Annotated in this window: 10 protein-coding genes; 7 read left to right on the forward strand and 3 right to left on the reverse strand. The window is 65.5% G+C overall.

Annotated elements, in window-relative coordinates; all coding sequences use genetic code 11:
* The 6 genes from J0I79_RS00770 to J0I79_RS00795 all read left to right on the forward strand — a co-directional run.
* Positions 1-741, forward strand: a 741-nt coding sequence (locus J0I79_RS00770; protein ID WP_292854425.1) for a divergent polysaccharide deacetylase family protein, incomplete at its 5' end; no start/stop codon positions are given.
* Between the two features lie 69 nt (positions 742-810).
* A complete protein-coding gene (locus tag J0I79_RS00775) occupies positions 811-1,326 on the forward strand; it encodes an RNA pyrophosphohydrolase (protein ID WP_292854427.1) in 516 nt (171 codons plus the stop codon).
* Between the two features lie 80 nt (positions 1,327-1,406).
* A complete protein-coding gene (gene alr / locus J0I79_RS00780) occupies positions 1,407-2,543 on the forward strand; it encodes an alanine racemase (RefSeq protein WP_292854430.1) in 1,137 nt (378 codons plus the stop codon).
* 276 nt (positions 2,544-2,819) lie between these two features.
* A complete protein-coding gene (gene rnk, locus J0I79_RS00785; RefSeq protein ID WP_292854432.1) occupies positions 2,820-3,236 on the forward strand; it encodes a nucleoside diphosphate kinase regulator in 417 nt (138 codons plus the stop codon).
* Positions 3,237-3,250: 14 nt separating this feature from the next.
* Positions 3,251-3,790 (forward strand): nucleoside-diphosphate kinase, encoded by a 540-nt coding sequence (locus tag J0I79_RS00790; protein ID WP_292854434.1) that lies wholly within the window; start codon positions 3,251-3,253, stop codon positions 3,788-3,790.
* Positions 3,791-3,907: 117 nt separating this feature from the next.
* Positions 3,908-5,164: a D-amino acid dehydrogenase gene (locus J0I79_RS00795; RefSeq protein WP_292854437.1), complete on the forward strand. Its 1,257-nt coding sequence runs from the start codon at positions 3,908-3,910 to the stop codon at positions 5,162-5,164.
* Between the two features lie 16 nt (positions 5,165-5,180).
* On the opposite strand, the gene J0I79_RS00800 is transcribed toward J0I79_RS00795, so the two are convergent.
* Together J0I79_RS00800 and J0I79_RS00805 are read right to left on the reverse strand one after the other, a co-directional pair.
* Complete coding sequence (locus J0I79_RS00800; RefSeq protein WP_292854439.1) at positions 5,181-7,340, reverse strand: phosphatidylserine/phosphatidylglycerophosphate/cardiolipin synthase family protein; 2,160 nt, start codon at positions 7,338-7,340, stop codon at positions 5,181-5,183.
* Entirely contained in the window at positions 7,337-7,780 is a 444-nt protein-coding gene (locus tag J0I79_RS00805) for a hypothetical protein (protein ID WP_292854442.1), read from the reverse strand. The genes J0I79_RS00800 and J0I79_RS00805 overlap by 4 nt, the downstream gene beginning before the upstream one ends.
* Before the next feature lie 197 nt (positions 7,781-7,977).
* Here J0I79_RS00805 and J0I79_RS00810 point away from each other — a divergent pair, with 197 nt between their 5' ends.
* On the forward strand, positions 7,978-8,553 hold the full coding sequence (locus J0I79_RS00810; protein ID WP_292854447.1) for a hypothetical protein: 576 nt from the start codon (positions 7,978-7,980) through the stop codon (positions 8,551-8,553).
* 37 nt (positions 8,554-8,590) lie between these two features.
* Here the strand turns inward: J0I79_RS00810 and J0I79_RS00815 are convergent, their stop codons facing one another.
* Complete coding sequence (locus tag J0I79_RS00815; protein WP_292854445.1) at positions 8,591-9,472, reverse strand: LysR family transcriptional regulator; 882 nt, start codon at positions 9,470-9,472, stop codon at positions 8,591-8,593.
* Positions 9,473-9,586: the final 114 nt, after the last annotated feature.

Consider the following 9,586-nt stretch of genomic DNA (forward strand, 5'->3'; position numbering starts at 1 on the left):
ATCGACGAAGCGCACGGTGCGCACGGGGTGATTGTCGTGCAGATTTTCGCGCTGAAGAACGGTGATGAAGAGGCGTTCGTGCAGCGCGCGCAGGCCGCGTTCAAGCGCTATGAAGGCGCGAACGTGCACCCGGCCGGCGTGCTGGTGACGCTGGCCTTCGCGCCGCAAGGCAACAGCATCGGCCGCTGGATGACGGCCGCGCGGCAGAGCGGCCACGAGATCGTCATGCAGGTGCCGCTCGAACCGTTCGACTATCCCAGCGTCAATCCCGGGCGCAACACGCTGACAGTGGCGGCAAGTGCCGAGGAAAACATCAGGAACCTGCACTGGGCGCTGTCGCGGACGACGAATTATACGGGTGTCATGAACTATATGGGTGCACGCTTTTCCGCCGACAGCGGGGCGATGGGACCGTTCATGGCCGAACTCGGCAAACGCGGGCTTGCCTATATCGACGACGGCTCCTCGGCGCGCAGCGTGGCGCCCGACCTGGCGCTGAAGGACGGGGTACCGTTCGTCGCCGGCGACATGGCGATCGACGCCGTGCAGGATCGCGGCGCCATCCTGAAGAAGCTCGACAGCCTGGAGGCGACCGCGCGGGCCAAGGGCAGTGCCGTCGGCATCGGCTCGGCCTTCGACCTGACGGTCGATACGGTCACGTCATGGGTGGCCGAGGCGAAGAAGCGCGGTATCGAGATCGTGCCGATTTCGGCGGTGGCCATCGATCCGCAAAAAGGCTAACAGCCGTCTGAATGTTCTACTCCGGGCATCCGTCGCGGCGGATGCTCGGGAAGGCTGGAAATCCGACCTATGTCCAAGAAGATCGATCGCGAAACGTTGCCCTACCGTCCGTGTGTCGGGCTGATGATCCTCAATGGCGAGGGCCTGGTCTGGGTGGGGCATCGCATCGTCGAACCCGACAGTGAATTCAGCGGCGCCACGCAGCTCTGGCAGATGCCGCAGGGCGGCATCGACAAGGGCGAGGAGCCGCTGCAGGCGGCGGAGCGCGAGCTCTATGAGGAAACCGGCATGCGCAGCGTGTCGCTGCTCGCGGAAGCGCCGGACTGGATCAATTATGACCTGCCGGACGACCTCATCGGCGTCGCTCTGAAGGGCAAGTATCGCGGCCAGACGCAGAAATGGTTCGCCTTCCGCTTCCATGGCGACGCCAGTGAAATCCAGATCGATCCGCCGCCGGGCGGCCATACGGCCGAGTTCGACGAATGGTCGTGGCGGCCGATGCGCGACCTTCCCGGCCTTATCGTGCCGTTCAAGCGCAAGGTCTATGAAGACGTCGTGGCGGCGTTCCTTCACCTGGCGCCATAGCGGCGACAACGACCACCGCCGCGGTTGCCGTGCCGGGCCAGCGGCCCTATTGATGTTCATCCGTTACAAGGAGGGTCGCCATGAACGACGCCCCTGCGAGGTCACCATCCGGCGATGCCGCCATAAGCGAAGCGGCGGCGGGCGCTATCCTCACAATCGACCTTGGCGCCGTGCGTGAAAACTACCGCCGCCTCAGAACGCGACTCGCCGGCGCACGCTGCGCCGGCGTGCTCAAGGCCGACGGTTACGGCCTCGGCGCGGCGCAGGTGGCATCGGCGCTGATGAAGGAGGGGTGCGATATCTTCTTCGTCGCGCTGCTGGCGGAGGGCACGGCCTTGCGCAAGGCCATCGGGGATCGACCCGAAATCTATATACTGAACGGGCTGCCGCCGGGCTCGGAGCCGGAAGCCGTGGCGGCCGGACTGTGTCCGGTCATCAACAGCGGCGCACAGCTGAAAGCCTGGCGAGCGATGGCGCAGGGGGCAGCGCGGCGCCTGCCGGCCGCCATCCAGGTGGACAGCGGCATGTCGCGGCTTGGCATGGCGCCCGATGAAGTCGAGGCGTTGGCCGGAAGCGCCGGTGCCTTCGATGGCATCGAGATCAGATATGTGATGAGCCACCTGGCCTGCGCCGACGAGCCGCGCCATCCGGCCAACGAACAGCAGCGGCAGGCCTTCGAACGGCTGCGCGCCATGCTGCCCGAGGCGCCAGCCTCGCTGGCCAACTCATCCGGCATCTTTCTGGGACCGCATTACCGTTATGATCTCGCCCGTCCGGGCGCGGCGCTCTACGGCATCAATCCGACGCCCGGCGAGCCCAATCCGATGCTGCCTGTGGTGCGCCTGCAGGCCAAGGTCGCGCAGACGCGCAAGGTCGGAAAGGGCGCCGGCATCGGCTATGGCCACAGCTATCACGCACAAGGCCCGCTCAGCCTGGCAACGATCTCGTTCGGCTATGCCGACGGCTGGCTGCGCCGTTCCGTTTCGGCGGCATGGTTTGAGGGCATGCGGCTGCCCTTCCTCGGGCGCGTGTCGATGGATTCGATCATCCTGGACATTTCCGCCTTGCCCGCCGGCCAACTGGGGGAGGGCGATCTTGTCGAGCTTCTCGGTCCCTCCCAGAGCGTCGACGATGCCGCGGGGCACGCCGGCACCATCGGCTATGAAATCCTGGCCAGTCTCGGCTCGCGCTTTCACCGGCGCTATATCGGCGGCTGAGCGGTTTGGCCGCGCTTGACAAGCGGGCGCCTGTCGGCAAGGCTTGGGGCATGAGCAACCTCGCCCATATCAGAACCTTGTTCAGAGTCTGCCCGATCGCGGGATCGTAGCCCCGGCGCGGCCGCCTTTTGGCGTCCGTCCGTACCGGGGCATCTATTACATCCGTCATCGCCATCAAGCCGTAGCGCCGTTCGCGGCCGCCGGCTTTCATCAAGCCGCAACCAGCGCGGCGGCAAGCGCGCATCCCGTGCGATGCGCCGATCCAAGAGGTTTGCCATGCACCATGCAACAGGGCTGCGTTCCAGCAGCCAGATTCTGATCAGCGACACCGATCATGACAGGCTGACTGTCCTGGCCAGGGGCTTGCTCGACCGGGCGCCCGAGACAGCGGAGGAACTGCTTTCTGAAATGGACCGGGCCATCGTCACCGATGCGGCGGCGATGCCGGCCGGCGTGGTGCGGATGGGATCGACGGTGACGGTCCGCGGCGAAAGCGGGGATATCCAGCGCGTCACGCTGGTCTATCCCGGCGAAGCCGACATTGCCGAAAGCCGCGTCTCGGTGCTGACGCCGATGGGAACCGCGCTCATTGGTGCCGGCGTGGGTCAAACCGTGTGGTGGAGCGGTCGCGGCGGACGGCAATTGTCGGTTACCGTCGAGGCGGTCGACATGCCCGCAAGCGGCCAAAGCTGATCATGGAGGCCGTGATGACAAGGACGGGTTGCCGCCTGACGGCGAAGGATTTCGCCGTGCTGGAGGTGCTCTTGGAGCGCCGGCGAGCATTCGCGGATCCGGTGGTCCGGATGCTGGAGGAGAAGCTCTCCAGCGCCGACGTCGTGCCGGTCGACATGATCGAGCCCGACATCGTGACATTGAACAGCAGGGTGGTCTTCACGATCGATGCCGGCCTGCCCGAGACACGCACGCTGGTGCAGAACGAGATGCGTGGGCCGGTCGGCTCCAGCCTGTCGGTAGCGACGAGGCGGGGGCTCTGCATGCTCGGCATGGCACAGGGCCAGACGATGTCGCTGGAACATGCCGGCGGCAGGCGCGAGTGGATCAGCATCAAGACGGTGCTTTACCAGCCCGAGGCCGCGCGGCGTGCCGCAAGCGAGAAGGTCCTCGCCGGTGACCGGCGTCCTGGCCTGAGGCTCGTCTACAGCGCTGCAACCTGCACCCGGCCTCTTGGCGGAACGGGTGGAATGCGGCAGACAGACAATGACGACCCCGGCCCTTCCGCGGCGTGAAACGAGACCACAACGCATGAGCCCGAGGATGGGGATCGATTTTCGTCCGGGATCATGCGCAAATCGAGAAGGCGCGGCCATCGGTCTTCCGACCGGCGCCGTGCAAGGAGTTGAACGATGAAGATCATGGTGCTGGGCAGTGGCGTCATCGGGGTGACCACGGCCTATTATCTCGCCGAGGCGGGTCACGAGGTGACGGTGATCGACCGCCAGAAGGGCCCGGCGCTGGAAACCAGCTTCGCCAATGCGGGCGAGATTTCGCCCGGCTATGCCTCGCCCTGGGCCGGGCCCGGCATTCCGCTCAAGGCGATCAAATGGCTCCTGATGAAGCATGGCCCGCTGGTGGTGCGGCCGGCCTTCGACCCGCATATGTGGACCTGGCTGGTCAAGATGCTGCGCAACTGCACCGCCGAGCGCTACGCGGTCAACAAGTCGCGCATGGTGCCGCTGGCCGAGTACAGCCGCGACACGCTGAAGGCGCTGCGCGAGGCGACCGGCATCAGCTATGACGAGCGGACCCAGGGGACGCTGCAGCTGTTTCGCACGCAAAAGCAGCTCGATGGAACAGGCGGCGATGTCGAGGTGCTGAAGAAATATGGCGTGCCCTACGAAATCCTCGACCAGGACGGCTGCATCGCGGCGGAGCCGGCCCTTGCCGGTGTGCGCGAGAAATTCGTCGGCGGACTGAGGCTGCCGCATGACGAGACCGGCGACTGCAAGATGTTCACCGACAGGCTGACCGAGCTGTGCGTCGCGCGTGGCGTGAAGTTCGAATACGACGTGACGATTTACCGTGTCCTGCGCAGCCGCAATCGTGTCGCCAATCTCAGCACCAGCAAGGGATGGAAGTCCTCCGACGCCTATGTCATGGCGCTGGGCAGCTATTCGGCGGGCTTTATGCGCCGGATGAAGCGCCCGATCCCTGTCTATCCGGTCAAGGGTTATTCGATCACGGTCCCGATCCAGGATGCCGCGCTGGCGCCGGTCTCGACGGTCATGGACGAAACCTACAAGGTGGCTATCACCCGGCTGGGGAACCGCATCCGCGTCGGCGGCACGGCCGAGATTTCCGGTTTCGACCTCCGGCTGCATGAATCGCGACGCCGCACGCTCGAGCACTCGGTCGGCGATCTCTTCCCTGGCGCCGGCGCGATGCGCGAGGCGACGTTCTGGTGCGGGTTGCGGCCGATGACGCCGGACGGGCCGCCGCTGATCGGCCGCACCGAACTTTCCAACCTCTATCTCAACACCGGGCACGGAACGCTCGGCTGGACCATGGCCTGCGGCTCGGCCAAGGTGCTGGCCGACATCATCTCGAACCGGGTTCCGGATATCGATGCGCGTGCCCTGGCGCAGGAGCGCTACCTGAAATAGCGGCGGGTTCCCGAAATCAGAACGCCTCCCTGACCCAGGTTTCGTCGAAAAGCAGCCGATACGCCCATGGGATGGTCACATTGGTGGCAACCGGGTTCGAATGGGCGAGATAGTCGTCATAGATGGGCTTCATCCTGGCGTAGAAGGCGGGGTCGAGCACCATCATGCCGTTCTCCGAATCGTGGAAGAAGCTGCGGTTGTTGAGATTGACCGAAGAGATGGCGACCAGCCTCTCGTCGATCATCATGATCTTGGAATGCAGCACCACGTCGGGCGCCTTGAACTCGCGGATGTCGATGCGGTCGCCATATTTCTCGACGAAGAGTTTGTTGAGCGCGGTGAGGAACTTGCCGCCGATATCGCCCTTGAGATCGATGCGGCCGACAATGTCGATCCTGACGCCACGGGCAAGCGCCCGGTCGAAGGCCCGCGCGAGGTCGGGCGTCAGATTGAGGTATGGGTTGACGATCTGGATATGGTGCCGGGCGGCATCGACCAGTTCGACGAAGTAGCTCTCCAGCGCGTGGCCGTCCTCGTAAGGCACCGAGATGAAATGCCGGGCGTTGCCCCGCGGGCGGCCGTCGGCGCGAACCGGAATGGAGAAGGGGCGCGACAGGTTGGTGTCGGCGTCGCGCAGCCATATGGTCGAGAGATGCGCGGCGAGCGTTTCGACCGTCGTCCTGTCGGCGAACTCGATGTCGAAGTCGCTCCAGTTCGAATAGTAGTTCAGCGAGAAACCGTCGGTCTTGCCGTATTGCTGCAGGTTGGGATAGCGCGACAGGTCGATCGGTTGATGGAACAGGAAACCGTCATGGATGTTGCGGCCGCCGATGATGGCCCGCGACCGCCCCGGATCTTGTGCCAACGTCGCCAGCATCTTGATGTGAAGGACTTTGTGCAGCTGTGAAATCTGCTCGTCGATCGGCGCGCCATGGTCGGCGCGCCAGCGGTATTCCTGCAACTCGACATTGGGGAATTCCGCCGCCAGACGATGCAGCATGGCGTCGTCCTTGTCGCGCTCCAGCACATCGGTGACCATGATGCGCACCTTGGTGCCGAGTGCTGCATGATGGCGGATCAGCCGCTCGATGACGCGGCCGGAAAAATCCGCCTTGAATTCCAGCGAGGACAGATAGATCAGCTTCAGCCTCGGCGCCTTCGAGAAATCGAGCGGCAGTTCCGGATCGCCCTTGTCGATTGCCGCATCCGACAGCGGCGCGCCCAGCAGCGCCTCGACCTTGGCGTTGAAGCCGTCACGCGACTTGCGCAACAGCCTGGGTTGGCCGATCGGCATGGCGCAGGTCTGCGACAGCCAGCGGCTGGCATAGAAGACGCGTTCCAGCGCATCGAGGCCGCCGCCGCCGGGAACCGGGCAACGCTGGTAGCGGCTGTCGAAGGAGGCGATGGTTGGATCGGCGGTCTCCTCGCGCAGAATGGTCAGCGGTGCGCCTGTTGGAGCGAGGCTGGAGTGGATCCTTGCGGTGCAACGGTTCAAGCCGTCGCCCGGGAACAGGCTGACCGTGTCATCCTCGCCCGACAGGCGAAAGCGGAATGCCGCGCCGGCGGTGATCGTGCGCGAGGCGCCGGCATTGCGGATCGCCAGCGTGCCGTCGCAGCTGCCTTCGATTTCAGCTGGCAGCTTACCAGCCTGGCGCAGGACGATCTCGGTGCTGCGCGCCTGCAGGCCGGAGAATTCGAATGTCCTGGCGGCCTTGGGCCGCGCGGCGGCGTCGACATAGAGCGTCTGCCGTGACACCCGCCAGCGTCCTGCAAAGTGACCGTCGCCGACGCTGCCGGCCGCCGGCGGCAGATGCGGCGCGGCGAGCGGGGCGGCCAATGCCTGCAGCGTCGAATAGGTCGCCTGGAAGTCGCGGTTCTGGACGTCCCTGCGATTGCGTCCGAAAGGGCCGGTGCCGTTGGTGCGATCCATGGCGCCGATCCGGCTGTTGGCGAGCAGCGCCAGGAAGCGCTTTTCATAGTCGCCGGCGTCGGCATCGCCGAAGAACTGGGCCGCCGCGACCCCAGGCCCCGATGTCGCGGCGGAGAGCGAAGGCCGCGCGCAGGCCTGCTGTCCCGGCATCAGGTCACAGGCGTTGCTACCCGCGCCGGCGCACCCGGCAAGGGCCACCAGCGCCAACCCGGCCAGAGCATGCAGGAGCGCGGTGCGGCCCCTCATCCCGTCACTCCGGTCTTCATGGCGCTCAACTGCGCCGGATCGCGCGGCGGCATGAAGCCGTGCGGGAATATCCTGCAGACCGGAATGGCGAAGGTGGCGATCAGCAGCTCCGCCTCGCTCCGCATCCCGCGGGGTGCGGTCTTGTCGTCACGGATCGTTCTTGCCGAGGCGACGAGGGCGCCGTCGCAGGCGCAATGGTCGTGCTGGGCGATGTAGCAGGCGTCATGGACCTGGCAGACCGCGTCGAGGCGGTCGACCGGCCGCGCCGAAAGATCGCCGGTGCGGGTACCCGGCCCGCAATAATTGCCGATGACGAAAGGCGAAGGGCGCGCCATGGCATAGCGGATCGGCTTGGGCAGGTCGGCCTCCGGCACTTTCGTCCATGGGTTGGCGCATGCCGACAGGACAAGCAGCGGCAGGATGGCAAGATCGGCTCGCATGTTTCCGCGCCAGCTTTCCGAAAGATTTCCCACCCCGCGATCCGCTCCGTGACCGGCGATCGCATGCCTGATGCCACACTGGCCGGTTTTGTGGCAAGGAAAAGGCGGTGCGTATTGCCTGGGCGTGTTATTGTCGAGGTCGTGCACCTGCCTTTGTGGAGAGCGGGTATCGTCATAGTGTTTTGCGAGCAGCGGTGATGCGCATCGGCTTTGTGGTTCCGGCTACCGGCCTCCTGATTGCTGCCTCGGTCGCCAATGCCGCCGACAAGACCGTCCACGACGAAAACCACGGTTTTTCGCTGACCTATCCGCAGGAATGGACTGATGAGGGGCCGGCCGGCGAGACGATATGGCTCAAAGTCAAATCGGGCGAGAGAGGGCTTACCTGCCGGGTTTCGGAGGGCAGGTACGACCCGTCCGATCCGGACAGCCCGCCGGATCCCAGGGTTTTCATCGAGAAGGACTGGTCCGCCGACACCTGGCAGACCATGGTCGGCGTTGCCTACAACTCTGCCCAATTCAGCGGGGACAGGCTGGGGCGGTTCCCCGATGGCTATCCGGTCCGGATAACTGAAATGGATTTCCACTACGTCGACAGCAATGTCGACTTCTATGGCCATGCCGTGGTGGCGCTGTCCCTGCGCGGCACGCATTACGGCCTGGTCAATTGTGGTGTCGCGGGCGATAGCGCGGACGACGCGCGGCGGAGGTGGGAACCGCAGGCGGAGGCCGCCGTGAAAGTGGTGGGGTCTTTCGTGCTCGATCCGCGTTGATCCTCGCACCTGGTCGTTTCCGACTTTCGCTGGATTGTCAGCTGAACAGGCCCCGTTCCCGCTCCACCGCCTTGGTGATGAAGGAAGCCACGATCTGGACCCGCCGCAGCGGCCTGACCGATTCGTGGTAGACCAGCCAATAGGCGCGGCGGATGGGCGCCACCACATTGACGGCCACCAGTTCCGGCATGGAACGGGCGACGAATGTGTGCAGGATGCCGATGCCGGCGCCCGAGCGCACCGCCTCGGCCTGCCCAAGCGCCGAGGAGATGGCGAAGCTGGTGCGCCAGTCCGGACTGAATTCGGCGGCATAGTCGAGCGAGGGGCTGACGATCAGATCCGGCACATACCCGATCAGCGTATGCCGGGAGAGTTCGACGGCGGTCCGGGGCAAGCCATTGGCCTCGGCATAGGCGCGCGAGGCAAACAGGCCGAGCGTGTAATCGACCAGCTTCCCCGCCACCAGCCGGCCTTCCGTCGGCCGCTCGACCGTGATGGCGATGTCGGCCTCGCGCCGCGACAGCGAGAAGGAGCGCGGCACCGGCACCAGCTGGATGGTGAGCTCGCGGTGGAGCGCTGTCAGCTCGCCGAGCCGCTTGGCGAGGAAGGCGACGCCAAACCCGTCCGGCGCGCCGATGCGCACCGTTCCGGAGACGTCATCGCCTTCGCCCGATATGGTCGAGCGCGCGGCGATCATGTCGCTTTCCATGCGCTCGGCGATGTCGAGGAAGCGCTCGCCGGCCGGCGTCAGATCGCTGCCGGTGGTGAGCCGCCGGAAGAGTTTCGTGCGCAGCGCCTCCTCGAGCGCGGCGATGCGGCGCGAGACGGTGGCGTGGTTAAGTTCCAGCCGCTTCGCCGCGCCAAGGATCTGGCCTGCCCGCGCCACGGCGAGGAAGATGCGGACGTCATCCCAGTTCATGGGGATGGTCCCGGTAATAACGATCAAGGCCGCGCTCTGTCGCGCCCCCCTCTGTCCTGCCGGACATCTCCCCCACATGGGGGGAGATTGGCAGCTTTGCCGCCGGCGCCGTCT

Origin of the sequence: Mesorhizobium sp., from assembly GCF_017306585.1 — a bacterium.
Classification (GTDB): domain Bacteria; phylum Pseudomonadota; class Alphaproteobacteria; order Rhizobiales; family Rhizobiaceae; genus Mesorhizobium.

What these genes read in the sequence shown, in the direction of transcription:
- J0I79_RS00775 (WP_292854427.1), top strand. Translation starts at nt 811, where the DNA reads ATGTCCAAGAAGATCGATCGCGAAACGTTGCCCTACCGTCCGTGTGTC.
- alr (WP_292854430.1), top strand. Translation starts at nt 1,407, where the DNA reads ATGAACGACGCCCCTGCGAGGTCACCATCCGGCGATGCCGCCATAAGC.
- rnk (WP_292854432.1), top strand. Translation starts at nt 2,820, where the DNA reads ATGCACCATGCAACAGGGCTGCGTTCCAGCAGCCAGATTCTGATCAGC.
- J0I79_RS00790 (WP_292854434.1), top strand. Translation starts at nt 3,251, where the DNA reads ATGACAAGGACGGGTTGCCGCCTGACGGCGAAGGATTTCGCCGTGCTG.
- J0I79_RS00795 (WP_292854437.1), top strand. Translation starts at nt 3,908, where the DNA reads ATGAAGATCATGGTGCTGGGCAGTGGCGTCATCGGGGTGACCACGGCC.
- J0I79_RS00800 (WP_292854439.1), bottom strand. Translation starts at nt 7,340, where the DNA reads ATGAGGGGCCGCACCGCGCTCCTGCATGCTCTGGCCGGGTTGGCGCTG.
- J0I79_RS00805 (WP_292854442.1), bottom strand. Translation starts at nt 7,780, where the DNA reads ATGCGAGCCGATCTTGCCATCCTGCCGCTGCTTGTCCTGTCGGCATGC.
- J0I79_RS00810 (WP_292854447.1), top strand. Translation starts at nt 7,978, where the DNA reads ATGCGCATCGGCTTTGTGGTTCCGGCTACCGGCCTCCTGATTGCTGCC.
- J0I79_RS00815 (WP_292854445.1), bottom strand. Translation starts at nt 9,472, where the DNA reads ATGAACTGGGATGACGTCCGCATCTTCCTCGCCGTGGCGCGGGCAGGC.